Source organism: Acinetobacter sp. AC1-2 (assembly GCF_016124155.1).
Classification (GTDB): Bacteria; Pseudomonadota; Gammaproteobacteria; order Pseudomonadales; family Moraxellaceae; genus Acinetobacter; species Acinetobacter calcoaceticus.
This window is the reverse complement of the sequence record NZ_JABFFO010000005.1, coordinates 1-24,757: the sequence shown is the minus strand read 5'-3', so window position 1 is coordinate 24,757 and position 24,757 is coordinate 1. Positions and strand designations below refer to the sequence as shown.

27 protein-coding genes and 1 pseudogene are annotated in these 24,757 nt (G+C 40.1%); 17 read left to right on the top strand and 11 right to left on the bottom strand.

Going from position 1 to position 24,757, the window contains the following annotated elements:
- Genes znuB through HL290_RS14875 form a run of 3 tightly spaced genes read right to left on the bottom strand, consistent with a single transcriptional unit; the run spans position 1 to position 2,072 of the window.
- Positions 1-810 (bottom strand): zinc ABC transporter permease subunit ZnuB, encoded by an 810-nt coding sequence (gene znuB, locus HL290_RS14885; RefSeq protein WP_026057177.1) that lies wholly within the window; start codon positions 808-810, stop codon positions 1-3.
- A 3-nt stretch (positions 811-813) separates the two neighbouring features.
- Positions 814-1,602: a zinc ABC transporter ATP-binding protein ZnuC gene (znuC, locus tag HL290_RS14880; RefSeq protein ID WP_198496883.1), complete on the bottom strand. Its 789-nt coding sequence runs from the start codon at positions 1,600-1,602 to the stop codon at positions 814-816.
- Positions 1,575-2,072, bottom strand: coding sequence for a transcriptional repressor (locus HL290_RS14875; protein WP_003655556.1), 498 nt, complete (start codon positions 2,070-2,072; stop codon positions 1,575-1,577). The genes znuC and HL290_RS14875 overlap by 28 nt, the downstream gene beginning before the upstream one ends.
- A 127-nt stretch (positions 2,073-2,199) precedes the next feature.
- On the opposite strand from HL290_RS14875, the gene HL290_RS14870 reads away from it, so the two are divergent.
- The 10 genes from HL290_RS14870 to HL290_RS14825 all read left to right on the top strand — a co-directional run bounded on the left by HL290_RS14870 (position 2,200) and on the right by HL290_RS14825 (position 10,376).
- Entirely contained in the window at positions 2,200-3,039 is an 840-nt protein-coding gene (locus tag HL290_RS14870; RefSeq protein WP_005037453.1) for a metal ABC transporter solute-binding protein, Zn/Mn family, read from the top strand.
- A 170-nt stretch (positions 3,040-3,209) separates the two neighbouring features.
- Complete coding sequence (locus HL290_RS14865; RefSeq protein WP_003655545.1) at positions 3,210-3,608, top strand: ATP synthase subunit I; 399 nt, start codon at positions 3,210-3,212, stop codon at positions 3,606-3,608.
- 104 nt (positions 3,609-3,712) lie between these two features.
- Positions 3,713-4,588, top strand: coding sequence for a F0F1 ATP synthase subunit A (atpB, locus tag HL290_RS14860; protein WP_005037450.1), 876 nt, complete (start codon positions 3,713-3,715; stop codon positions 4,586-4,588).
- A gap of 84 nt (positions 4,589-4,672) precedes the next feature.
- Positions 4,673-4,918, top strand: coding sequence for a F0F1 ATP synthase subunit C (atpE, locus tag HL290_RS14855; protein ID WP_000424060.1), 246 nt, complete (start codon positions 4,673-4,675; stop codon positions 4,916-4,918).
- 38 nt (positions 4,919-4,956) lie between these two features.
- Complete coding sequence (locus HL290_RS14850) at positions 4,957-5,427, top strand: F0F1 ATP synthase subunit B (RefSeq protein WP_003655537.1); 471 nt, start codon at positions 4,957-4,959, stop codon at positions 5,425-5,427.
- Between the two features lie 12 nt (positions 5,428-5,439).
- On the top strand, positions 5,440-5,976 hold the full coding sequence (locus tag HL290_RS14845; protein WP_003655534.1) for a F0F1 ATP synthase subunit delta: 537 nt from the start codon (positions 5,440-5,442) through the stop codon (positions 5,974-5,976).
- 46 nt (positions 5,977-6,022) lie between these two features.
- Positions 6,023-7,567, top strand: coding sequence for a F0F1 ATP synthase subunit alpha (gene atpA / locus HL290_RS14840; RefSeq protein ID WP_198496882.1), 1,545 nt, complete (start codon positions 6,023-6,025; stop codon positions 7,565-7,567).
- 77 nt (positions 7,568-7,644) lie between these two features.
- Positions 7,645-8,514, top strand: a complete 870-nt coding sequence (gene atpG, locus HL290_RS14835; protein WP_003655530.1) for a F0F1 ATP synthase subunit gamma — start codon at positions 7,645-7,647, stop codon at positions 8,512-8,514.
- Between the two features lie 30 nt (positions 8,515-8,544).
- The gene (gene atpD, locus HL290_RS14830; RefSeq protein WP_003655528.1) at positions 8,545-9,939 is read left to right on the top strand and encodes a F0F1 ATP synthase subunit beta; all 1,395 of its coding nucleotides are present in this window, start codon (positions 8,545-8,547) and stop codon (positions 9,937-9,939) included.
- A gap of 17 nt (positions 9,940-9,956) precedes the next feature.
- Positions 9,957-10,376, top strand: a complete 420-nt coding sequence (locus HL290_RS14825) for a F0F1 ATP synthase subunit epsilon (RefSeq protein ID WP_003655525.1) — start codon at positions 9,957-9,959, stop codon at positions 10,374-10,376.
- Positions 10,377-10,438: 62 nt separating this feature from the next.
- On the opposite strand, the gene HL290_RS14820 is transcribed toward HL290_RS14825, so the two are convergent.
- The 4 genes from HL290_RS14820 to HL290_RS14805 all read right to left on the bottom strand — a co-directional run bounded on the left by HL290_RS14820 (position 10,439) and on the right by HL290_RS14805 (position 13,846).
- On the bottom strand, positions 10,439-11,035 hold the full coding sequence (locus HL290_RS14820) for a hypothetical protein (protein WP_198496881.1): 597 nt from the start codon (positions 11,033-11,035) through the stop codon (positions 10,439-10,441).
- Positions 11,036-11,177: 142 nt separating this feature from the next.
- Positions 11,178-11,723, bottom strand: a complete 546-nt coding sequence (locus tag HL290_RS14815; RefSeq protein ID WP_003655521.1) for a glutathione peroxidase — start codon at positions 11,721-11,723, stop codon at positions 11,178-11,180.
- Between the two features lie 122 nt (positions 11,724-11,845).
- Entirely contained in the window at positions 11,846-12,610 is a 765-nt protein-coding gene (locus HL290_RS14810; protein ID WP_198496880.1) for an AraC family transcriptional regulator, read from the bottom strand.
- Positions 12,611-12,631: 21 nt separating this feature from the next.
- A complete protein-coding gene (locus HL290_RS14805; protein WP_017391514.1) occupies positions 12,632-13,846 on the bottom strand; it encodes an MFS transporter in 1,215 nt (404 codons plus the stop codon).
- 135 nt (positions 13,847-13,981) lie between these two features.
- On the opposite strand from HL290_RS14805, the gene HL290_RS14800 reads away from it, so the two are divergent.
- Together HL290_RS14800 and HL290_RS14795 are read left to right on the top strand one after the other, a co-directional pair.
- Complete coding sequence (locus tag HL290_RS14800; protein WP_198496879.1) at positions 13,982-14,635, top strand: TetR/AcrR family transcriptional regulator; 654 nt, start codon at positions 13,982-13,984, stop codon at positions 14,633-14,635.
- 105 nt (positions 14,636-14,740) lie between these two features.
- Positions 14,741-15,661, top strand: a complete 921-nt coding sequence (locus HL290_RS14795; protein ID WP_198496878.1) for a DMT family transporter — start codon at positions 14,741-14,743, stop codon at positions 15,659-15,661.
- A 390-nt stretch (positions 15,662-16,051) separates the two neighbouring features.
- On the opposite strand, the gene HL290_RS14790 is transcribed toward HL290_RS14795, so the two are convergent.
- Genes HL290_RS14790 through HL290_RS14780 form a run of 3 tightly spaced genes read right to left on the bottom strand, consistent with a single transcriptional unit; the run spans position 16,052 to position 18,978 of the window.
- Complete coding sequence (locus tag HL290_RS14790; RefSeq protein ID WP_080026138.1) at positions 16,052-16,621, bottom strand: L-threonylcarbamoyladenylate synthase; 570 nt, start codon at positions 16,619-16,621, stop codon at positions 16,052-16,054.
- A 51-nt stretch (positions 16,622-16,672) separates the two neighbouring features.
- Positions 16,673-17,803: a DNA-processing protein DprA gene (dprA, locus tag HL290_RS14785; RefSeq protein ID WP_198496877.1), complete on the bottom strand. Its 1,131-nt coding sequence runs from the start codon at positions 17,801-17,803 to the stop codon at positions 16,673-16,675.
- Between the two features lie 20 nt (positions 17,804-17,823).
- The gene (locus HL290_RS14780) at positions 17,824-18,978 is read right to left on the bottom strand and encodes a LysM peptidoglycan-binding domain-containing protein (protein ID WP_045126185.1); all 1,155 of its coding nucleotides are present in this window, start codon (positions 18,976-18,978) and stop codon (positions 17,824-17,826) included.
- Positions 18,979-19,100: 122 nt separating this feature from the next.
- On the opposite strand from HL290_RS14780, the gene def reads away from it, so the two are divergent.
- The 4 genes from def to HL290_RS14760 all read left to right on the top strand — a co-directional run bounded on the left by def (position 19,101) and on the right by HL290_RS14760 (position 22,552).
- Entirely contained in the window at positions 19,101-19,631 is a 531-nt protein-coding gene (def, locus tag HL290_RS14775; protein ID WP_004795267.1) for a peptide deformylase, read from the top strand.
- Positions 19,632-19,674: 43 nt separating this feature from the next.
- Positions 19,675-20,100, top strand: coding sequence for a DUF2946 family protein (locus HL290_RS14770; RefSeq protein WP_003655503.1), 426 nt, complete (start codon positions 19,675-19,677; stop codon positions 20,098-20,100).
- Between the two features lie 73 nt (positions 20,101-20,173).
- Positions 20,174-22,291, top strand: coding sequence for a TonB-dependent copper receptor (locus tag HL290_RS14765; RefSeq protein WP_198496876.1), 2,118 nt, complete (start codon positions 20,174-20,176; stop codon positions 22,289-22,291).
- Between the two features lie 54 nt (positions 22,292-22,345).
- Positions 22,346-22,552 (top strand): hypothetical protein, encoded by a 207-nt coding sequence (locus HL290_RS14760; RefSeq protein ID WP_045437095.1) that lies wholly within the window; start codon positions 22,346-22,348, stop codon positions 22,550-22,552.
- A 67-nt stretch (positions 22,553-22,619) separates the two neighbouring features.
- Here the strand turns inward: HL290_RS14760 and HL290_RS14755 are convergent, their stop codons facing one another.
- Positions 22,620-23,834 carry an oxygenase MpaB family protein gene (locus HL290_RS14755; RefSeq protein WP_198496875.1) on the bottom strand — a complete coding sequence of 405 codons (1,215 nt, stop codon included), beginning with the start codon at positions 23,832-23,834 and terminating at the stop codon, positions 22,620-22,622.
- A gap of 88 nt (positions 23,835-23,922) precedes the next feature.
- On the opposite strand from HL290_RS14755, the pseudogene HL290_RS14750 reads away from it, so the two are divergent.
- Positions 23,923-24,493 (top strand): annotated as a pseudogene (locus tag HL290_RS14750) (TetR/AcrR family transcriptional regulator).
- Positions 24,494-24,757: the final 264 nt, after the last annotated feature.

Genomic DNA, 24,757 nt, shown 5'->3' with positions numbered 1-24,757 from the left:
TCAGGCCGCCTGCGTTTGATTTTTTAGCTTTTGAGTTATAAAAATAATGGCAAAAGTTAACGCCATACATAAAACAATACTCAAGCCTGTAGAGATATTCAGTGCTGCGCTTGACCATAGGCCGACACTCACACCAAGCTGGGCTAACACGAATGCCCAAATAACCATTTGCTTTGGTGAGTTTGCCAGTAAGCGAGCGCTTAAAGCAGGTATTACGAGTAATGCACCCATAAGTAAAGAACCTACAGCACGCAAAGCTAAGACAGTAAATAAAGCCAATAAAAGCATAAAAATAAGACGTTGCCAGTTCGCATTTACCCCTTCACTGACTGCAATGTCTGGATCAATTGCAAACTGTATTTGCGGCTGCCAAAAGCGGTAAAGAATTACGAGTGATATCGCAATAACTAAAGTGAAAACCGGTAAGTCGGGCCAGTCAATACTCAGTAAATCACCAAATAAATAACTTAAAAGCTCTGGTCTTAAACTTGGTACATGTTGAATAAACAATAAACCGCTACAGAGTAATGTCGCTGAACATAAGGCTAAGAGGGCATCATTGGGTAAGCGATTGTCATGTAGCGCCCATAAAATTGCGACCAATAAAATGGCAGTGCCTGCAACACCAAGCCAAAGTGGGAGGCTTAAAGCACCTGCGATAGCGACCCCAAGTAGGGTGCCGTGTGCCATGGTGTCAGCAAAAAAAGACATCCGTCTCCAAAGCATTAGACAACCAAGAGGCGCGGTCAAAAAGACCAGTAAGGTTCCCATAATCCATGCGGGTAACAATAATTGTAACCATTCCATCATGGCTTAAGCTTCCGGTTCTGGGTGGATGTGAGGGCGGTCATTATGAGGGCAGGGGGGTGCAGCATCACCGTGAGCACAGTGATCATGATGATGTTGATAGAAAACCCGTTGAGTTCCAAATATTGCCTGATATTCAGGATGTTGTTGAATGTTCTCGGGTAGTCCACTACAGCAAATATGTTTATTTAAACACACTACACGGTGTGTTCCTTCCATCACCCATTGTAAGTCATGGGAAACAATTAAAATTGCACAGTTATATCGTTCCGGCAAACTGCGGACATACTCATAAAGTTCAGCCTCAGACTGAATATCTAAGCCTTGCATCGGTTCATCAAGAACTAAAATATCTGGCTGGCGAAGTAAGGCACGCGCTAGTAGTACCCGTTGGCGCTCTCCACCAGAAAGTTGTTGTACTTTTGATTGTTGTAACTTGGAAATGCCTGTGTCTTGAATAATTTCCTGACGCAGGGCAGGGTTACATTTTTCTAAATCAAGTAAATCCTGAACACGCAAAGGTAGGCTGTGTGAAGGATTGAACTTTTGTGGCACATAAGCCATTTTAAGTTTTTTATGATGGATAACTCGGCCACTACTCGGCTGGAGAATACCGAGTAGAACTTTAATAAGTGTTGATTTACCTGCACCATTGGGACCAATCAAAGACACAATTTCATTTTGATGTAGAGCAAAATCAACTTTTTTTAAAATATCCCGATCATCGCGATGAACAGAAACCTGCTCAAGCTGAATTAATACAGGATTTAAGGAGTTGTGCGGCACTGTTGGCATTTCCCCGAAATTTCAATAATGCTGTGTTGAGCCACGAACTCATCTGACGCTGCAAGTTGGTCAAGCTGGTGAGTTAAACCTTGAGAAGAGGCTTCTTTAACCATGTGGCATTCGGTACAAATCAAGAATGCTGCTTGATGACCTTCACGAGGGTGGCAACAGGGAATATAGGCATTAATAGAAGTTAGGCGATGGATCAAACCTTTTTCTAATAAAAAATCTAAAGTTCTATATACAGTTGGAGGAGCAGCGGGGCGATCAGTTTGACTTTTTATACGTGCGAGTAAGTCATATGCACCCATTGGACCCGAAGCGTTTAAAATGAGTTCCAAAACTTCTTTGCGCAAAGGCGTAAGTCGTGCGCCAGTCGCAGAACATAAATTTTCTGCTTCAGCTAAACGGTTTGCGACATTATGGTGATCATGCACACCATGCAAAGAATCATGATGTTCATGCGAGCAGGAACTCATAGAAATAACCTCGAATTTTTAACGGAATATTAGCATGAAGCGATGCTTCATTCGATTAATCTTAGGTATTTTTGTAACTTTGTTATATTATAACATGCTTCGAGCTAATTTAAATTGATGGTCTAGCATGTTCCGTTTTTTTGTTTTCAGTATGTTCTCTCTTTTGAGTACGTTAGGGTGGAGTCAGGGTTTGGTGGTTTCTACACACCCGATTTATCTGATTGCAAAAGAAATCACTCAGGGTGTTGAAGAACCTCAGCTTTTGCTTAAAGGTCAGACCGGTCATGACGTACAGTTGACTCCGGCTCACCGTAAAGCAATTAATGATGCATCTTTAGTGATCTGGTTGGGTAAGGCTCATGAAGCCCCTCTAAATAAATTGTTAGGTAATAATAAGAAAGCGATTGCCTTATTAGATAGTGGCATAGTTTCTGTTTTACCCCTGCGTAGTACACGCGGCGTGGCTTTACCTAATACAGTAGACACCCATGTGTGGTTAGAACCAAACAATGCAGTTCGAATCGGTTTCTTTATCGCTGCTTTACGTTCTCAGCAGCATCCTGAAAATAAGGCTAAATATTGGAATAATGCCAATATGTTTGCCCGTAAGATGTTTCAGGCTGCACAAGTTTACGACAGTACAAGTAATGGTAAGCCCTATTGGTCATATCATGATGCCTATCAATATTTAGAGCGCTCGTTAAACTTAAAGTTCGCTGGTGCTTTGACGGATGATCCGCATGTTGCACCAACAGCAGCTCAAATTAAGTATCTTAATGATAATCGACCGAAAAATCAGATGTGTTTGCTCGCAGAAAGTTTTACCACTAAAAGTCAGTATCAAAAATTAGGTAACATTACTTTTCAGCCAGTAGACGAGAGCATGAATAACGAGGATGATTTTGTCACTGCATGGAAGAAACTGGCTATAAAAACAGATAAATGTGTATTAAGTACGCAAAAGTAAGATAAAAAATAAACAAAGGCTGACTGTAGCGTCAGCACCACCGGTCATGAAAAACCCCGACTAAAGTCGGGAAAAGATTGCATGTTCAGGGGTGTAACTCTATAATGCCTGCGATTAAAAGCGATCATCAGCTAAACTTGTCAAGCATTTATGCTGTGAGTGGATAAATAATGAGCCGAACTAGTCGCTTGATTGACCGACGATTAGCAAAAGCTTTGGTCTTCTTACAAGCATGTATGATCCCTGTTTCCGCCCTTGTGGCGTGGAGCATAAAAGACATGACAGCAGCATTAAGTGCGGCACTTGGTGCACTGGTTTGCTGGCTTGCTATGAGTTATTTCTCATGGCAATCCTTCAGAACAGCAGGTGCGAGAGCATCAAAACAAGTGCTGTCTAACATGTATAGGGGCATGTTAGGCAAATTTGCAATCATGATCGTTGGATTTATTTTGATTTTGAGCAATGTTAAACCTTTATCACCGTTAGCATTGCTGTTTGGTTTTATTCTCGTTCAGGCAATGTCGTGGGTCGCTCCATTTTGGGTGTCACGTCTAGAAAAACGGGTATAGAAACAAGAAGAATTGAAGATTTTTTGGAGGGTGGCGAGATATCGACAGTACGCCGATGTTCGTAACCCTTCTTTTTAGTAATTGACATTGACCAGGTGTGATTTATGGCTGCTGAAGAACATGCCCTCACTTCGACAGAGTATATCAAGCATCACTTGACCAATATGACCTATGGCAAAATGCCAGACGGTACATGGAAATTGGCTGAGACTGCTGAAGAAGCTCATTCGATGGGGTTCACTGCAATTCACTTGGATTCAATGGGTTGGTCAATTGGCCTTGGTGTTATTTTCTGTTTGTTATTCTGGATGGTTGCGAAAGCTGCAAATGCAGGTGTTCCAACTAAATTCCAGTCTGCAATTGAAATGATCATTGAGTTTGTTGACTCAAGTGTCCGTGACACCTTTCATGGCAAATCACGTTTAATCGCTCCGCTTGCATTAACTATTTTCGTGTGGATTTTCCTCATGAACTTAATGGACTTGTTCCCAGTTGACTGGATTCCTCAAGTTGCAGCATTTGTGGGTGCAAACGTATTTGGTATGAACCCTCACCACGTTTACTTCAAGATCGTTCCATCTACAGATCCAAACATTACTTTAGGTATGTCTTTATCTGTGTTTGTACTTATCTTGTTCTACAGCATCCGCGAAAAGGGTGTTAGTGGTTTCGTTGGCGAGTTGGCACTTAACCCATTTAACCCAAGTAATCCAGTTGCAAAAGCGTTGCTTATTCCAGTGAACTTGATTTTGGAATTGGTAACATTCCTTGCTCGTCCGATTTCATTAGCTCTCCGACTATTCGGTAACATGTATGCAGGTGAGCTGATCTTTATCCTAATTGCTTTATTGCCGTTCTGGATTCAATGGGCGTTATCTGTGCCTTGGGCGATCTTCCACATTCTTGTAATCACGTTGCAGGCATTCATCTTTATGATGCTTACCATCGTTTACTTGAGCATGGCAAGCGAAAAACATTAATGGTATTGCCTAACTATCAAACGATGGTTGGGCTGAATTTTTTTAATTTAATTTGGTAATAACCTAACCTCTGAGGAATTTTTCATGGAACTCACTTTAGGTCTAGTTGCAATTGCATCTGCTATCTTGATCGCTTTCGGTGCTTTAGGTACTGCGATTGGTTTTGGTCTTTTGGGTGGTCGCTTTCTAGAAGCTGTTGCTCGTCAACCAGAATTGGCTCCACAACTTCAAACTCGTATGTTCTTAATCGCGGGTCTTCTTGATGCTGTGCCTATGATCGGTGTTGGTATTGGCTTGTTCTTCATCTTCGCTAATCCATTTGTAGGTTAATCATCTTAATTCCTAAATCCACTATTTGAGGAATTGCAATGAATATCAACCTCACATTGATTGGTCAAGCGATTGCGTTTGCATTCTTTGTTGCATTCTGCATGAAGTTTGTTTGGCCACCACTAATCAATGCGATTAGTGAGCGTCAGCGTAAAATTGCTGATGGCTTAAATGCAGCAGAAAAAGCGAAAGCTGAGCTTGCCGATGCACAATCGCAAGTAAAGCAAGAGCTTGATGCAGCTAAAGCACAAGCGGCTCAATTGATCGAACAAGCGAACCGTCGTGCAGCACAATTGATCGAAGAATCTCGTACTCAAGCTGCGGCTGAAGGTGAGCGTATTCGTCAACAGGCTAAAGAAGCTGTTGATCAAGAAATCAATTCTGCTCGCGAAGAATTACGTCAACAAGTAGCTGCTTTGGCAGTAACTGGCGCAGAAAAAATCCTGAACCAGCAAGTTGACGCAGAAGCTCATAATGCCATGCTGTCTCAGCTGGCTGCTAAACTTTAAGAGAGGCGAATCATGGCTGAACTCTTGACGTTGGCACGTCCGTATGCCAAAGCAGCATTTGCTTATGCTTCTGAGCAAGGTGCAACAGACAATTGGTCGAATGCGTTACAAGTGCTCAGTGCTGCGGTGCAAGACGAAGCATTTTCCGCTTATTTAAATCGCCCTGAACTTACTCCTGTGGAGCAAGTGAAGCTTTTTGCTAAAGTTTTAGGTGAAGATCAGTCTCAAGCAGTGTCTAACTTTTTGACACTTCTTGCAGATAACGATCGTTTAATGTTGTTACCTGAAATTGAAGCAGAATATGAACAGCTTAAATCACAGAATAACAACAATGTGGATGTCGTGATTGAATCGGCTTTCCCATTAACTGCTGAGCAAGAGCAATTGTTGAAATCTGCTTTAGAAAAGCGTTTTAACAGTACTGTAACTGTTTCAGTTGAAGTTAAACCTGAGCTCATTGCAGGTGTTGTGATTCGTGCAGGCGATCAAGTGATAGATGATTCTGCGCTTAACAAGCTTGAAAAAATGCGTACTCGTCTTCTTGCATAATGCAAATGATGAAGACTGAACTATTAAAAGATTGAGGAATAGCGCAATGCAACAACTGAATCCATCCGAGATCAGTGCGCTCATTAAACAGCGTATCAGCGATCTGGACACCAGCGCGACCGCTAAAAACGAAGGTACCATTGTTATGGTATCCGACGGTATCGTGCGCATTCACGGTCTTGCTGATGCAATGTACGGTGAAATGATCGAATTTGACGGCGGCTTATTTGGTATGGCACTGAACCTAGAACAGGATTCAGTGGGTGCCGTTGTCTTAGGTAACTACTTAAGCCTTCAAGAAGGTCAAAAAGCTCGTTGTACAGGTCGTGTTTTACAAGTTCCAGTTGGTCCGGAACTTCTTGGCCGTGTTGTCGACGCTTTGGGTAACCCAATTGATGGTAAAGGCCCAATTGATGCAAAATTAACTGATGCTGTTGAAAAAGTAGCACCAGGCGTAATTTGGCGTCAGTCTGTAGACGAACCTGTTCAAACTGGTTATAAATCAGTTGATACCATGATTCCTGTGGGTCGTGGTCAGCGTGAGTTGATTATTGGTGACCGTCAAACTGGTAAAACAGCGATGGCGATCGATGCGATTATCGCTCAGAAAAATTCTGGCATTAAATGCGTATACGTTGCGATTGGTCAAAAACAATCAACAATTGCAAACGTTGTACGTAAGCTAGAAGAAACTGGCGCTATGGCGTATACAACTGTTGTCGCTGCTGCGGCTGCTGATCCTGCTGCAATGCAGTACTTAGCTCCGTACTCTGGCTGTACAATGGGTGAATACTTCCGTGACCGCGGTGAAGACGCTCTTATTATTTATGATGATTTGTCTAAGCAAGCTGTTGCTTACCGTCAAATTTCATTGCTTTTACGTCGTCCACCAGGTCGTGAAGCGTATCCAGGTGACGTATTCTATCTTCACTCACGTCTTCTTGAACGTGCTTCTCGTGTATCTGCTGACTACGTTGAGAAATTCACTAATGGCGCAGTAACTGGTAAAACTGGTTCTTTAACTGCATTGCCAATTATTGAAACTCAAGCAGGTGACGTATCTGCATTCGTACCAACGAACGTAATTTCGATTACTGACGGTCAGATCTTCTTAGAAACATCATTATTTAACGCAGGTATTCGTCCTGCTGTGAACGCGGGTATCTCTGTATCTCGTGTTGGTGGTTCTGCTCAAACTAAGATCATCAAAAAATTGTCTGGTGGTATCCGTACTGCTTTAGCACAATACCGTGAATTGGCTGCGTTTGCTCAGTTCGCTTCTGACCTTGACGAAGCAACTCGTAAGCAACTTGAACATGGTCAACGTGTAACTGAGTTAATGAAGCAAAAGCAATATGCTCCTTACTCAATTGCTGACCAAGCTGTTTCTGTTTATGCATCTAACGAAGGCTATATGGCTGACGTAGAAGTTAAGAAAATCGTAGACTTTGATGCTGCGTTAATTTCTTACTTCCGCTCAGAATATGCTCCGTTGATGAAACAAATCGATGAAACTGGTGATTACAACAAAGACATCGAAGCAGCAATCAAAGCAGGTATTGAAAGCTTTAAAGCGACTCAAACTTACTAAGTTTAGTTTTAGTTAAGTTTGGTTCACGGATCAACCTTCGGAAGCTCGAAAGGGCTTTCGAATACTAGGTTAAGCGTATGGCAAATTTAAAAGAAATTCGCGCCAAAGTAGCTAGTATCAAGAGCACGCAAAAGATTACTCGCGCGATGCAAATGGTAGCTGCTTCTAAAATGCGTCGTGCGCAAGAGCGCATGGCTCAGGGCCGTCCGTATGCCGATAATATGCGCCGTGTAATTGCTCACTTGGTTCAAGCAAACCCTGAATACAAACACCGTTATATGGTTGACCGCCCAGTTAAGCGCGTTGGCTATATCGTAGTGTCTTCAGATCGTGGTTTGGCCGGTGGCTTGAACATTAACTTGTTCAAGAAAGTTGTGCAGCATGTCAAAGCACAACAACAGCAGTCAATTGAAGTTGAATTTGCTTTAATTGGTCAAAAAGCGGTTTCGTTTTTTAAGAATTACGGCGGTAAAGTGCTTGGTGCAACTACCCAACTTGGCGATGCGCCGAGTTTGGAACAGTTAACTGGCTCAGTCCAAGTTATGCTTGATGCATTTGATAAGGGCGAATTAGATCGTATCTACCTCGTATCAAATGGCTTCATTAATGCAATGACTCAGCAGCCTAAAGTAGAACAACTTGTTCCTCTAGCACCAGCAGAAGAAGGCGATGATCTCAACCGTACTTATGGTTGGGACTATATCTACGAACCAGAAGCAGAACAATTGTTAAATGGTTTGTTGGTTCGCTATATCGAGTCTATGGTTTATCAAGGTGTGATTGAAAACGTTGCATGTGAGCAGTCAGCTCGTATGGTCGCGATGAAAGCAGCGACAGACAACGCAGGACAACTGATTAAAGACCTACAACTCATTTACAACAAGCTGCGTCAAGCCGCGATTACTCAGGAAATTTCTGAGATCGTTGGCGGTGCCGCTGCCGTTTAACATTATTAAGTTTGAATTGAGGAGACAGCAATGAGTAGCGGTCGTATCATTCAGATCATCGGCGCGGTTATCGACGTCGAGTTTGAGCGCAATAGCGTTCCTAAGATCTATGACGCTCTCCAAGTTGACGGTACTGAAACTACATTAGAAGTTCAGCAACAGCTTGGCGATGGTGTTGTTCGTACCATCGCAATGGGTTCTACAGAAGGTCTTAAACGTGGCCTTAATGTAACTAGCACAAATGCACCGATTTCTGTTCCAGTAGGTCCAGCTACGCTTGGTCGTATCATGGACGTTTTGGGTCGCCCAATTGATGAAGCTGGTCCAGTTGCAACTGAAGAACGTTTGCCAATTCACCGTCAAGCGCCTTCTTATGCTGAACAAGCTGCTTCTACTGACCTTTTAGAAACTGGTATTAAAGTAATTGACTTACTTTGCCCGTTTGCAAAAGGTGGTAAAGTTGGTTTATTCGGTGGTGCTGGTGTTGGTAAAACCGTTAACATGATGGAGTTGATCAACAACATCGCGAAAGCTCACTCAGGTTTATCTGTGTTTGCTGGTGTTGGTGAGCGTACTCGTGAAGGTAACGACTTCTATCACGAAATGAAAGATTCTAACGTTCTTGACAAAGTAGCAATGGTCTACGGTCAGATGAATGAGCCACCAGGTAACCGTTTACGCGTAGCGTTAACTGGTTTGACTATGGCTGAATACTTCCGTGATCAAAAAGACGAAAATGGTAAAGGTCGTGACGTATTATTATTCGTCGACAACATCTACCGTTATACTCTTGCAGGTACTGAAGTATCAGCATTGTTAGGTCGTATGCCATCTGCGGTAGGTTACCAGCCTACACTTGCAGAAGAAATGGGTGTTCTTCAAGAGCGTATTACGTCTACTAAATCTGGTTCGATCACATCGATCCAAGCAGTATACGTACCTGCCGATGACTTAACAGATCCATCGCCTGCAACTACATTTGCTCACTTAGATGCAACAGTAGTATTGAGCCGTGACATCGCATCTTCTGGTATCTATCCAGCGATCGATCCACTTGACTCAACTTCACGTCAGTTAGACCCATTAGTTGTTGGTCAAGAGCATTATGAAATTGCGCGTTCTGTACAGAACATTTTGCAACGTTATAAAGAGCTTAAAGACATTATCGCGATCTTGGGTATGGATGAGTTAGCTGAAGAAGATAAATTGGTTGTTTACCGTGCGCGTAAAATCCAACGTTTCTTCTCTCAACCATTCCACGTAGCTGAAGTGTTTACTGGTGCTCCTGGTAAATTAGTATCGCTTAAAGAAACGATTCGTGGCTTTAAAGGTCTATTAGCTGGTGAATACGATCACATCCCAGAACAAGCGTTCTATATGGTTGGTGGTATTGACGAAGTGATTGCTAAAGCTGAGAAACTCTAATTTAAGGAGATCATCTCATGGCGACTATGCAATGTGATGTCGTAAGTGTTAAAGAGTCTATTTACTCTGGCGCAGTAACGATGTTAATCGCGAAAGGCGCAGGTGGTGAACTTGGTATTTTGCCAGGACACGCACCACTTGTGACTTTGCTTCAACCGGGCCCGATTCGTGTTCAGTTGGAAAATGGTACAGAAGAAATCGTCTATGTATCTGGCGGTGTTTTAGAGGTTCAACCTCACGTTGTAACGGTTCTTGCAGATACTGCAATCCGTGCAGACAACTTGGATGAAGCTGCAATTTTAGAAGCACGTAAAAATGCTGAACAATTGCTTGCGAACCAAAAGAGTGATTTGGACTCAGCTGCTGCATTGGCATCTCTATCAGAGATTTCAGGTCAGCTTGAAACTATCCGTAAGATGAAGAACCGCGCATTATAATTTGTGCGGTGTTCATCAAAAAAAGCCACCGTAAGGTGGCTTTTTTATTATTTGGATATAACTTAAGAATCAGTTTTTGGATCAGGTTTTTCATCTCCAGCCATAATCATAGCTGCGAGTTTAACCATATCCATTTGAATGGTATTAAGCTGTTTTTCAATTTGTTCAAAATTGATTTGATCTAATTTCCCATTTAGTAAAGGCATGCTTAGAGCTTGTTGATTTGCATGTAATAAACTTTGGCGAATATTCTCAATTTCCTGACTTTTTATATCTAAGGTGAGAAGAGCTTGATTTAAACCTTGTAATTGCTGTTTTAAAGTTGAAACAGTTGTTTTTAATTCATTTTGATTTTTATCTTGAATAGCTTGTTCAACGTCAAGTTGAGTGTCTTTAAGTTGTTCAACATAATCTCCAGCTTTAAGCTGTAAATTAGCAGCATCTCGAACCATATAAAAAATATTGCCGCTTTTAAATTCGGTTTTACTCGGAGCAATATCTGACTCTTGTCGTTCAATAGTTTGATCAGATGCCTGTTCGGTTATTTCAGTATTTTCTTGTTCAGTAGCATGGTCTTGTGCCTGATCACACCCGAGTAAAAGCATGCCTGAGGCAAAAATTACAAAAGGAAGAAACGCACCCTGTAAAACTTTTTTCATAACTACAAACAACATCAAATAAAGCAAATAGGTACTATAGGCATAAAATATGGAGAAAGATTGTATTTTTGCAAACAAACAACATTTTGACCAGATAATAAAAAAGAGCGTAGAAAACGCTCTTTTTCACGTTTTTTAAACGTTATTTTGCTAACTCTGCTTCAACTGCTTTAACGATTTGTTCATCATCCGCAGTTAGATTTGGAGCAAAACGAGCCACTACTTCGCCATTTTTATTAATTAAGAATTTTTCGAAGTTCCATAAAACTTCTGGAGCTGGATTAGTTGGAATACCTAAACCTTCTAAACGCTCACGGAAAGGTCCTTCACCAGTACGTTCTGGTTGAGCTGCTGTCAGAGTTTGATAAAGTGGATGCTTATCTTCACCGACAACAGACACTTTAGAAAATAAAGGAAATTGAACATCATAATTTAATGAACAGAATTGTTGAATTTCTTCATCTGAACCTGGTTCTTGCTCTTTAAAATTGTTGGCTGGAAAACCTAAAATTTCAAGACCTTGATCTTTTTTTGCTTGGTAAAGCTTTTCTAAGCCTTCGTATTGTGGAGTTAAACCACATTTAGAAGCAGTATTTACAATAAGTAAAACCTTGCCTTTATATTGTTCAAGGTCAACCGTTTCGCCTGAAATAGCTTTTACTGGAATGTGATATACAGATTGTGTCATGAGTATTTCCTAAAGATTGTAGTTGATATCAAGTAACGCATTTGTTTTAACTGCTATTGAGGGGTAGTGCAATAATATTCGTGTTCAAAAAAAGAAAAAGATTTTAAAAGATAAACTGAATTCTAGTTATTTCTAATTTGAATAGGTGTTTGCCCAGTATAACGTTTAAAAAACTCAATAAAACTTGAGCTATGTTGATAACCTAAATCATATGCTAAACGCTTAATGGGTGTCCCTTGTCGTATTTGATGAATTGCATAAACAATTTTGGCTCGATTTCTCCATTCAGACAAAGACAACTGGAGCTCTTGTTGACTCAAACGTAACAGGTGACGGTCACTTACCGAGAAATTTTGGAGTAACTGTTGTAACGAGTGATCAAAAAGTAATGGGTCGGAAAGCTTTTCTAAAATAGGCAATAAAACTGGATGCCGCGTTTGAGGCAAATAATGCGAATAGGCTGGGGCTTGTTGTAATTGGTCGAATAAGACTTGTAAAAGATGTTCTAAATATTCAGGTTTTTTATTCTGCTTCTGTTGTTCCAGAATTTGGAGGACCAACGTCCGAAAAAATGGCTGGATACTAAAACACTGACAGACATCTCCTAAAACAGAGCATAGGCGGGGATGTAGACGAATACAGATATAGTGAATTTCGTGATCAATATCAGTCGATTGATGAACCGTTTGAGGTGGAATCCAAAGTCCATAACTAGGTGGAGACAGATATAGCTGTTCTTCCACCTGCATTTCTAAAATGCCATTTAAGCTGAAATTAAAATCTCCCCAGAGCGAGGCATGAGGACGAACAATATCTTCTTTTTGATATAGAAATTCATGAACTTCTATACTGTTCAATAAAGAAAATCGTTGGTCCTCATTTTTCATTTATATGCTCTGACTCATATTTTAATTTTCACAGGTTGCTTTAGGGTTGTTTAAGCCTTTTGCTAAGGTAAAAGTACTTACGAGTGCTAAAGCAACAAAACTTAATACGCCATAAATTAAGGTATTTTCATTGAAATGATCAACCACATAACCGCCTAATAATGAACCTGTGGCAATCATGACCTGAAACATACCTACAAAAAGAGGCATACCTTTTTCAACTGCATGTGGCGCATGTACAAACATCCAGATATTGGCTGAGGTAGGAAAAGCACCAAATGCGAAGCCCCATAAAGCAGTTAAGACAATAGCACCAAATTCATGAATGGCAAAAAGTGGGAATCCAAAAAATACAATTGCAAAGCAAGCACTAACAAAGGCAAGCGTATATCGGACATTCAAATTACCACTATATCCAGCAAATGCATTTCCGAAAATACCTGCAATTCCATAGAGCAATAATAATGAACTAATCGTTGTACCATTAAAGCCCGCAATATTCTTAAAGAAAGGCGCTAAATAGCTATATGCACAAAAATGAGCAAGGCCGATAAGTAGAACAATAAGCATGCCGCTACGTGCTTTAGGCGTGCGTAATAATGCTGGTAAGTCCCTCATATGGATTGGCGAGTCTGGAACAAGTTTAGGTAAAAAGATTAATTGTAAGATTAAAACAATTAAGCCAATTCCTGCTGTAATTCCAAAAGCACTGCGCCAGCCATAAAATTCACTTAACCATGTTCCAATAGGAACACCCAAAACTGTCGCAAAAGTTACACCTGCCATTACAACAGCAGTTGCTTTGGCAATAGGGAGATGGGGGGGAGCTAATTTCCCACTTAAAGCGATTGCCGTGGCCCAGAACCCGCCAATTGAGATTCCTAAAATTAAGCGACTGAGTAATAAAATATGAAAGTTTTCAGCAAAAGCAGTAATGGTATTGGCAATAACCATAATTGCTGTCAGTAAAATGAGAACATAGCGTCGATCAAGTTGTTTCACTGAAACTGGTAATAAGGGGGCAGCAATCGCGGCCATAATGCCGGGTACAGTAATAATAAGACCGGCTGTACCTACAGAAATATTTAAATCTGTTGCAACACTATTTAAAACACCAACAGGTAAAAATTCACTTGTTACTAATGCAAATGCTGCAATGGCAACGGCCAAAATGGCAAACCAACTTCCTTGTGGTGAGGTCGTGGGTCGCGCTTTAGAGATAGAAGATTGGTCCATAGGAAATCCTTACTTGGCTAAATTTGGAGTGAACAAAGGCAATTTATTAATTAACTAACGATCATTATGAAAATAAAATAGTTGATAAAAAATCGAACGTCAATTAATTTAATAACGATTGTTATAAAAATAGATGTGATCTTTATGACAAATAGGCATGAAAAGAATTTGACCATTGCTGAGGACACGCTGAAAAAAAAGCGTGGACGTCCTAAATGCTTTGATGAACAGCAGGTTTTGCAAAAGGCAATGTTACTGTTTTGGGAGCATGGCTATGAAGCAACGTCGATCAGTGATTTAACACAGGCTTTGGAAATTACAGCACCAAGTTTATACAGTGCGTTTGGAGATAAGGCTGGGCTGTTTTATCAAAGTATTGATTACTACTTGGCTCATGAAGCATGCCCTATTGAAACCATCTTTTTAGAAGCAAAAACAGCAAAAATCGCTTTTGAACTTTATCTATACGATAACGTTAAACGACTCGTCCAGCCAAATAAGCCTGCTGGTTGTATGCTTGTTGTTGCAGCTATGAATTGTTCTGACGCTACTCAGAATGTGCAGCAGAACCTTCTCGATAAACGAATAAAGACCAAAGAAAAATTATTCAAACGTCTTCAACAAGGTGTAGAGCAGGGTGATTTGTCTCCAAATGCACCGTTACAGGAAATGACAGACTTTTATGCAACTGTCATTCAAGGGTTAACGATTCAAGCAAGAGATGGGGCGAGTACCGAGCAATTACACAAAGTTGTGGAACATGCCATGAAGACTTGGACATTATTCTAAAAAATTGATGATGTCCTAAGTTCAATATCAATGTCGGAAATACGATATTTCAATTTATTAAGACATTCTTCAAAATAAACTCTCTTTTACAGATGGCGTATTACTATGAGTCAGGTCATGAAATATCATAAATGGGCATTTATATTTCCCATTTTGGCAGTACTGATTTGGTCTTTGAATATTGTAGTTACCCGCTATGTTTCTGATTATATCTCTCCGGTCAGTATCAGTTTTTACCGGTGGTTAATCGCCTTTATTATTTTAACCCCATTTATGTTGTTACCGGTTTGGAAACAGCGACACTTATTAAAACAGTATTTGCCTAAATTAGCAGTATTAAGTGCATTTGGAATGGTGCTTTATCAAGGGCTTGCTTATACAGCTGCCCATTATACCAGTGCAACTAATATGGGAATTGTGAATGCATTTATTCCCATCTTTACTATTTTTGTTTCTCTTGCCATTTTAAAAGATGTGCCTAATCGCTTTGCAGTTTTTGGTAGTATTTTGTCTTTTTCAGGTTTGCTCTATGTCATGTCCCAAGGAGATATTGGCCACTTATTAAGTTCTGGTGGACATCTTGGTGATGCCTTAATGATTATCGCTGTGTTCTTTTATGCATTTTATGGGGTTTTTCTTAAAAAATGGCAGTTGCCACTTCCAATCATGACGAGCTTATATGTCCAGATTGGTTTTTCTGTAATATTTCACCTTCCTTTGATTTTCTGGTTCGGACTGGATGCTTTAAATGCACAAAATGCTCCGAGTGCTATTTATGCAGGAGTATTTGCTTCACTCATTGCGCCTTTAGTTTGGATGTTGGCTGTTCAGCAATTAGGGCCTAATAGAACAAGTATCTTTATGAACTTAGTTCCTGTGTTTACAGCAATTATTGCGAGTGTCTGGTTATCTGAGCAGTGGACCATTTATCACACACTAGGTGGTGTAATAATTTTAATTGGTATCATCATGGCTCAAAAGAAGGTCGGTTCCAAAAAGAGTGAGCTGATACAAGAGCAAAACTAAGACCACTAAAAAAACTATGGCATATTTTGAAAAAAATTAATGAAAATATGCCATTTTTTTATTAGTTAAAGCTTTTCTATATGATTTATAAATAGATTATAAAACTAGGTTGAAATATAAATATTAAAAAAGCCGAATAAAAATATTAATATAATTTTAATTTTTAAGCGAAAAACCGTAAATTCCCTACACTTTTCATGCTTTTTTTAGAGAAATTATATATTTCTCTCATTTAGTCTATTGCCACATAATAGCGACCACTACGAAAGACGCTCTTTTTGGCAAATTATCTTTCGTTGCAGAGATATCCAAACCCTCTGGATGCGGTATATACCCATCCTTTTTTATGCTCAGTTATCCCTATATAACTGAGCTTTTTTTTGTCTGAAATTAGGCGCGGATAATCTCGCCTGTGAGAGCATTAATAATTCTACTTGGCTGCTGACTTTGGCCTAAATCACCATTGAGATAGTTTAATTGTGAACCAAAGTATTGGCAGGCATCTTGTAGTGAATGAGCAGGTTCTTGCCCGCTCGGGTTGGCACTAGTCGAGACAATAAAACCATGAAAAGCATTGCATAATGCCACACACAAAGGATGTGTGGTGACTCGAACAGCGACAAGAGGATGTTCACCTTTAATCCATGAAGGAATATGTTCACCAGCAGGCAAGAGCCAAGTTGTGGCTCTTTCTGAAGGTTGGTGATTCGTCCAGCAATCAATAATTTCTTGTTGGGTTGTTTGAGGTAAAGAGGTTAACAGGTGCTCAACTTGGCTAATATGGCCGGCTAATAAAATGACCCCCTTCTCAATAGGTCTTTGTTTCAGCTCTAGAATTTTTTGAAAAGCTTGTTCGTTAAAAGGGTCGCAACCTAGCCCCCAAACTGCCTCAGTTGGATACGCCAAGACTTGACCTTGATGTAAACTTTCGGCGGCTTCGGTAACTGAGGTGGTAATCATGGTAATACTCTTCCTTTCAATCATACAGAATTGCTATTGTGTGCTCCCATACTAAGAGCGACAACGTAAATACAGCCCTGATTGTTGCATACATAAACCAAGTAGTTCTAGTTCCATGAGTGAAGAGGTGAGTTCTGCAACGGGTTGTGAGTGATGCACGACAAGCTGATCAATATCTTGACCGACCCAGTCTAAAGATTGATACAGTTTAATTAAATGTTCAGGAATTTCTGGCGCGCCAGTTTCAGCTGTCTCACTTTGACTTTGTTGCTGACTCTGCCATTGGGTTGGAAGAGCAAGGTCCTCAACAATCTGTTCAGGATGATCGACTAAGATTGCACCCTCACGAATAAGCTGATGGCAGCCCTGATGAAATTCACTATAAATATGGCCGGGAATAGCAAATACCGTTTTACCTTGTTCAGCAGCTTTGTTGGCAGTAATCAGAGAGCCACTTTTTAAAGTAGCTTCTACCACTAACACGCCTAAACTCAAACCACTAACAATTCGGTTCCTACGTGGAAAATGCTGCTGTAATGGTGGTGTCCCGGGTAAAAACTCAGTAATGATGGCGCCGTTTTGAGCCAAGATCTGTTCTGCAAGTTTTTTATTCTGAGCAGGGTAGGTGCTGTCTAGACCTGTTCCGGTTACAGCAATAGTTCGTTGATGTACTGAAGCTCCTTGATGAGCGGCTTCATCAATGCCATATGCCAAACCACTACTTATATAAAATCCTTTTTCACTTAAGTAATAGGCAAAGTCATAAGCAACCTGACGACCATGCGGGCTTGGTTTTCGACTACCCACAATAGCAATTTGTGGCTGTAGCAAAGCTTGAGCTTGGCCTTTTCCAAAAATGATGGGCGGATGATCTGTGTAAGGTAGCAATTGCGTAGGATACCCAGAGTCATCGGGCGTTAAAATAAAGTCGGTATATTGCTGGATCTGCTCAATCAGTTTTTCAAAATGAGCCTGACCTTGAGCAGTTTGAAATTCATCTACGCGTTTTAAATGATTGGCATGTAAACCGAGATTAGACCATTGGGCTAACCCGGCAGGTTGGACAGCCGTTTCACAGCTACCGAAATAGTCGACAATTTTTTTAAAGCTAACTAAAGAGTGCTGAACCAAATACCACACTTTAAGGGTGTGGTAATGGTGTGAAGAAAGTTGAGTAAGCATTGTAAAGTGTATATCCAGCGTTAATCATCAAGACGAGGTGGCTGAATGTTTGAACCTACTTTAATGGGTAAGTCACTTTCTAATACATATGCATAGCTAAGCTGATCAAAAGTTCTAAATACCATAAGGCTACCAATTTGTTGACCAGGTAACTGTATTGGTTCTTTGGTTTTAGGATCTCGAATGGTTTCACCTTGTTGGGTAATATCAAAGACTTGACCCACCTGAACGCCTTGAGCCGTACCGCGGTCTAAAGTCACTACACTATTTTTGGCTGCTCTACCAATTGAACCCATCACACGAATGATCTTGCCACCATCCGTCACTTGTTTAGCATCCACTGGGTAAAATAGAGTGGGCAAAGTCGCATCTTCTTCTGGCATGACCCGATCACCACGACGCACTTCGGAATTGTAGCTATCAGTTAGCTCAAGTGTTGTTATGTCTTTCTCAGAAGAAATCGCAATACCTGACGCAACTTGTTGTAGTTCAATACCTAGGCTGTGTTTTTTACCCTTACTATCCATGAAATAGTACGGTTCACCTTCACGGTAGACTGCATAACGTTGACCATCAATTAAACCTTGTCCGCGTGCATAAATCGTTTGGCCCTTTGCAGCAAGTACACGTTGATCCGCAGTGCCAACAATATAAGGCGTATGTTCAATTGCATCGGCTGGCAAAATTGTGCTGTGTTCTAACCACTGTTTGATATGTTCAAGTGGAATAACAGGCACATTATCGTTGAGCGACTCCACACGAACTTGAGGTTGTAAGTTTGCTGTTTGGCCTGTGTAGCGACGAATAATGCCGACACAACCATCTCCCTCATCTTTACCTATCAATGGTCGACCAGCTAAACTGCATAACAATAAGCGGTCACCCGGGTAAATCCAGTGTGGATTTTTGACGTGCTGATTACTTGCCCAGATTTCTGGCCAGCGCCAAGGTTTACTTAGGAAATGACCAGAAATATCCCACAGCGTATCTCCTCGTTTTACAACGTAGACATGTGGTGCATTACTTTTTAGAGAGGGTGGATTATGGTTCGGACTAGCAGCATGAACCTCTGCTACTGTACCCATTGCAACCCCTGTAAAAAGTGCGAAAGCAAGTAAATGCTTTTTTATCCCCAAAGCATGAAATTCACCCATGCCGTTAAAAACCTTTTTCATTATGATAATTCCTAAAAATTATGTGTGCAGATGCGTTATAATAGGCGGCTTACACACAATTTTTCGATGAAGTATTTCCTTCATTTGGTTTTTCAATCAATGGCATAAGTGAGGACGTCAGTATGGCCTTATTACCTATTTTAAGTTTTCCTGATCCCCGTCTTCGTACCATTGCTAAGCCTGTTGAAGAAGTTACTGATGAAATTCGTCAACTTGCAGCAGATATGCTTGAAACCATGTATGCCGCACCAGGTATTGGTTTAGCAGCTTCACAGGTAGATCGTCATATTCAGTTAATCGTTATAGATTTATCTGAAGCTAAAGATGAACCCTTGGTTTTTATTAACCCCAAAATCACTCCACTGACAGAAGATAAGCAGCAGTACGAAGAAGGCTGCCTATCGGTGCCACAAATATACGACAAAGTTGAGCGCCCGTCACGTGTGAAAATTGAGGCAATTAACCTTGAAGGTCAAGCATTTGAGATAGAAGCTGATGGACTTCTCGCTGTTTGTATCCAACATGAAATGGATCACTTAAATGGCAAATTATTTGTGGATTATTTGTCGCCACTTAAACGTCAGCGTGCGCGTGAAAAAGTCGAAAAAGTTGTTCGTCAACGTGAGCGTGAAAAAGTTGCAGTAAAACGTTAAAAATTTCTATTCTTCAAATATTAATATAGTGTGGATGTGATTTTTGGTTTTTCGTAGTGGTTTACTGCTTGCATGTGCAGCAGTATTTTTACAGGTTGCGGTATTTCTACAGCCGCTATTACCGAAGCAATATCAAATTGCTCCGGTCTGTGAAACTATTACCCGTGCTTTGCTGAAGCCCAAAGCACAGACGGAAGCCATGTCACATACCATGCATTCACATCATGAACATCATATTGAACAGGCTCAAGTACCTGAACACCATGACCATCATGATGCAAACCATCAATGTCAATATTGTACCGTCTATGCCAATTTGGTTTTACCGCCTGAATTCGGCGTAAAAGAAGTTTTAGTTCGCATACAAGTTCGCTTAGTCGCTTATCAACAAGCATTCAAACATGTTTATTTTGCGCTACAGCGACTTTTCCTACTCCCGCAAGGGCGTGCACCGCCTCTATTTGCATAAATAAAAGCAAATTTTTGTTGGGGTCTTGATTGACTTCAATATCACTTTATTTATGTTTTAGAGCGTATAAAAAATGTCACATTCTAAATTCTTATTACAACCTTTATGGGTTGCGATGTTTGCTGTCTCTCATTCGGGTCTAGTTTTTGCTGATTCCCAAAAAAATGATGTTGATACCAAAACACTTCATTCATTGGCACCTATCGTTGTTACAGCACAGCAAGGCAATGATGCAAACGGTCTTATTGTTCATGCAGATCCAAAGCAACCGATTCAGCCTGTGCCTGCAACTGACGGTGCAGATTACTTGCAAAGTATTATGGGCTTTAACTCAATACAAAGCGGTGGAACAAATGGCGATGTAACATTCCGAGGTATGTTTGGCTCACGCATCAAAATTCTAACTGACGGAACTGAAAATTTAGGCGCATGCCCAAATCGTATGGATGCCCCAACTTCTTATATTTCACCAGAAAGTTATGACCGTATTTCTGTCATTAAAGGTCCGCAAACAGTTCAATATGCCAATACGGGCTCAGCAGCGACTGTCCTTTTTGAACGTCAGCCTGAAAAGCTCACCACAGAAAAACCTTATCGTGGACAAGCGAGTGTATTGTTAGGTTCATATGGGCGTATTGACCATAATGTTGAAGCGGCAATTGGTGATGAGAAAAAATATATTCGTTTAAATGCTAATCGTTCTGAGTCCAATAGTTATCAAGATGGTGACGGCAATACAGTACCTTCAGCATGGGAAAAATGGAATGCTGATGTGGCGATTGGTTTCACTCCAGATGAAAATACATGGGTTGAACTCACTGGTGGAAAATCTGATGGTGAATCGCTCTATGCTGGACGTTCAATGGATGGTTCTCAATTTGCGCGTGAAAGCTTAGGACTACGTTTCGAAAAGAAAAATATCACTGATGTCATTAAGAAAATTGAAGGGCAGGTGAACTACAGCTATAACGACCATATTATGGATAACTTTAGCTTGCGTACACCACCATTAGTTGAAATGAACCATGGTGGTGGTATGACTATGCTGATGCCAAATCCAATGGCAATGCAAGTGACACGCCGTACACTAAACTCGCGCTTAGCCATGACCTCTGAATGGAATCAATGGAGCCTGATCACAGGTGTAGATTCTCAATTTAATAAACATGGCGGCAGCATGTCATCACCAACGATGCCTTCTATGAATGTTCCATATCGTCAAGATATGCGTTTTCAATCATATGGTGCTTTTGGTGAACTCGGTTATCAATGGAACGATCTCAATAAACTGGTTACAGGTGTGCGTTTAGATCGAGTAACAGTTGAAGATAAGCGCGCAGATTCTCAAGCAAAAGGCTTCAATACTAAACTTGAAAAGACTTTACCAAGTGCATTTGTCCGCTGGGAAAATCAACATCCTGAGCATGACCTAAAAAGCTATATCGGTTTAGGCTATGTAGAACGTATGCCTGATTATTGGGAACTTTTTTCGCCTCAACATGGTAATGCTGGCTCAACCAATACCTTTAACGGTGTGAATCCTGAGAAAACACTACAGTTGGATTTGGGCTTTCAGCAACAACATGGCGCTTTAAATACATGGGCTTCTGCCTATGCAGGCTTAGTAGATGACTACATTTTAATGAGTTATCACCATCACCCAAGCATGGATATGGGTGGACATGATATGAGCCATGATATTACTGCTGGAGCGAAAAATGTCGATGCAACCATTGCTGGTGCAGAAGCTGGTATTGGCTATCAATTTACCGATCATATTCAGGCTGATTTGAGTGCGATGTATGCATGGGGTAAAAACACCACAGATGACAAACCTTTACCTCAAATTTCACCTTTAGAAGGTCGACTAAATATTCGCTATGTGGCTGATAAATATAACTTAGGTCTATTGTGGCGAGCTGTTGCTGAGCAAAACCGCGTGAGTCTACATCAAGGTAACATCGTGGGATATGACCTAAAACCAAGTAAAGGTTTTTCAACTCTTTCTCTAAACGGAAGTTACAACCTTCGTAAGGATATTGATGTCTCTGTTGGTGTCGATAACGTATTAGATAAAACCTATACCGAACACTTAAACAAAGCGGGTAGTGCAGGCTTTGGATTCGCGAGTGAAGAGCAGTTTAACAATATCGGAAGAAACTACTGGGTTCGTATGAGCATGAAGTTTTAATAAGCTGTAGCGAATTAAATGAACTGAAAATATTAATTTAACGAGAGAAATCAAATGACAAATAAATTATCGCCTGAACAGTCTTGGTGGGGATGGAAGTTACTTATTGTGGCTTCTATCTTGAGTTTATTGTTTATGATCATTTTTTACTTGGCAATCAACAATGAGCCTGACTACATGCCAAGTCAAAAAAAGAAGCAGATGGTGGAGTCGACTGAGCAAATGAATCACGCTGAAATGCATAGTTCATCATCTCAATAAGCCTTTAATATTTAAAAATGGAAGTCTGATATCCAGACTTCCATTCTTTATTTTTAGACTTAGAAAATTATTGATGCATACTCGCTAAGGTTTTTGCTTTACCTTGATTCTGATAAAGACTTAGACCAAGTTTTTGTATATTACGCCCTGATTTGGATAAGAAGTTTTCAATTTTTGGTGAAAGCTTTGCACCACTATAAAGTAATGAATTACGTAAAATCAGATAATAAGCAAACCACGAAGCAGATTGTTGAGGTAATCCGAGTAATCTCATTCTTTTCTTACCAATAAAAAATTGAGTAAGTTCTAAATGTTGTCGATAAGCAAGCTTCTGCTGCAAAGAACGTAAATGCTGATATTTTCTCTCAAAAGGTTCTTTAGATAAGCTCGATCCTAATTCAATACTGCTGTGATCGGAGCGCGGGTGAGCAAACTGCATCCAGTAAAGTAAGCGCCAGCCTTGAGTTTCAGATTGAATAAGCCATTTTTCATCAATACCCATCAACCAGCCAACATAACGCCAAAAATGTAAAAAATTCTTAGTTTCCTGTTTAGTCGGCCATATTCCTAAAGCTCGAATTCCTAACAAAACCACACTGCTAAACGCTAAATTGGTCATTGCTAAATCAAACTGATTAAGAGGAATTCCCCAAATTTCGCTATCCCAACGATCAGACTTTTTTAATTGTCGGCGAACGAGTGCATGAATAAAGCGAACATAAATGGTTGAGGTAAAGCCTGAACTCAAACGATAAAGCCCTTGAGGTTCAGTAATATCCACCCACCATTTTGTAGTCTCTGCTAAACGTGTTCCTGCCTGTTTCTTCAATGCGCCAGTTAAAATTAGAGGCTGATTAAACCCTGGATATAAATATCCCGCCATCAAAGATAAATCTCTAAGAATAAAACCATTATTTATTCCTAAACGATGAGTAAATTTAATAGCCTCATCAATTTGATGTTGATCTAGCCATTCAGGCTTTTGTTCAATGTAATTAAAGAAACTTTCTAACTCAGTAGGTATGGGCTTAGATAAGTCATCGCGGCCTTGAAATAATATCTTCTCAAAAATCATGCGGTGATCTTTAGGATTTTGCATAACCCAATCAATTACTTTATCCATTTCAACGTCCCCTTCATAAAGAGCACGTTGTAAAGACACATATTCTGCATAGTTTGGCTGTGCTGGTTTTTTGCAACAGACATTTAAAAACTGAGTAAAGAAATTACTGTCTTGCATGTCATTAAAAGAGGCAAGTCGAGTCGGGCTACTTATTTGCATTTTGTCACTTACTTATTGAACTGAATAATAAATAGGCTAATATGAATAATTATTCGCATTCAATTCACATTTAAAGAATAAAAAACCAATGAGAAAAGCCCCACAGCAACAGCGTTCAAAAATTATTGTTGACCATATTTTAGAGGCGACACAGCACTGTATTGCCCAATATGGATTGCTCCATACCACGACTCCTAAAATTGCAGAGAGATCTGGAGTAAGTGTAGGTTCAATTTACCAATACTTTGAGAATAAAGATCAAATCATTGAAGAACTGTTGCGCCGTAAAAGCGAACTATTGGGGCAACAACTCAAAGAATTAGTTATGCAGCAAGGAAATATTCCTTTGGATATCCTTATCCCCTTAGCAATAGAACTAGGATTTGCTGCATTAAAAGCCGATCATGGTTTTTTTATAGAGGTGCTGAAGCATTGGCATGACTATAGTCATTCGCAAGCTGCTCAGATTTTAGAAAAACATTTTTTTGAAGTTGGACTATATGCATTTAGTAGAAATCCCCATCAATGGGACTTCGAACAGGTGAAGCATAAATCCTTTGTAATCATCAATAGTACGCTTTTTACAATGATGAGATATGTTAGTCAGAACAATTTTCTTATCTCAGAACAACAACTTAAACAAGAATTATCGAGCATGATACTGGCTTATTTAAGTCAAAAATAAAGAATTAAAATAATTATTGATATAAAACAATTGGTTAATATGTTTGTTGTTTTAAAAATGAACGCTCAAGTCATAAGTTTTTAATTTTCGCTTGCAAAGGGATCTTAATCCTCTATAATGCACATCCATCGGCGGTGATGCAGATAAGAACTTGTTGAAAAACAGTTACTTGGAATTGGGTTGATTGCTTTGAGCAGTGGATTTGATAAGAAGTTGGTTTTGAGAATAAGTTTTAAAA